Source organism: Cupriavidus sp. SIMBA_020 (assembly GCF_046535395.1).
GTDB classification, from domain to species: Bacteria; Pseudomonadota; Gammaproteobacteria; order Burkholderiales; family Burkholderiaceae; genus Cupriavidus; species Cupriavidus campinensis.
In genome coordinates, this window is sequence record NZ_JAWRWU010000361.1 from 1 (window position 1) to 287 (window position 287).

Annotated in this window: 1 protein-coding gene; it reads left to right on the forward strand. The window is 34.1% G+C overall.

The genetic code is table 11. The annotated features are described in order from the left end of the window. Positions 1-83: 83 nt before the first annotated feature. Positions 84-287, forward strand: a 204-nt coding sequence (locus SB751_RS29585) for a hypothetical protein (RefSeq protein WP_410748970.1), incomplete at its 3' end; no start/stop codon positions are given.

The window sequence follows — 287 nt, forward strand, 5'->3', positions numbered from 1 at the left end:
TTCAAAGGCAGTATAAATTAATAAAATTCGAAGTTGCTAAGCGATATTATCAGTTAAGGGAGTTCGCAGTAAAAGTTTCAAGCATGCGAGCTTTCATTTTTAATATGTTTAAAAATTCATTACCGTATTTTGTATTACCTATGCTAATTGCATTCTTAACGCAAGCTATGGAAGAACCCCTAAGACCATGGTTTGTCAATAAGGGGTGGGTAGTTTTAAGAGATACGGACTACTCAACATTAGTGGCAACGGTAACAAGTATCAGTGGTCTTTTTATAGGTTTATAT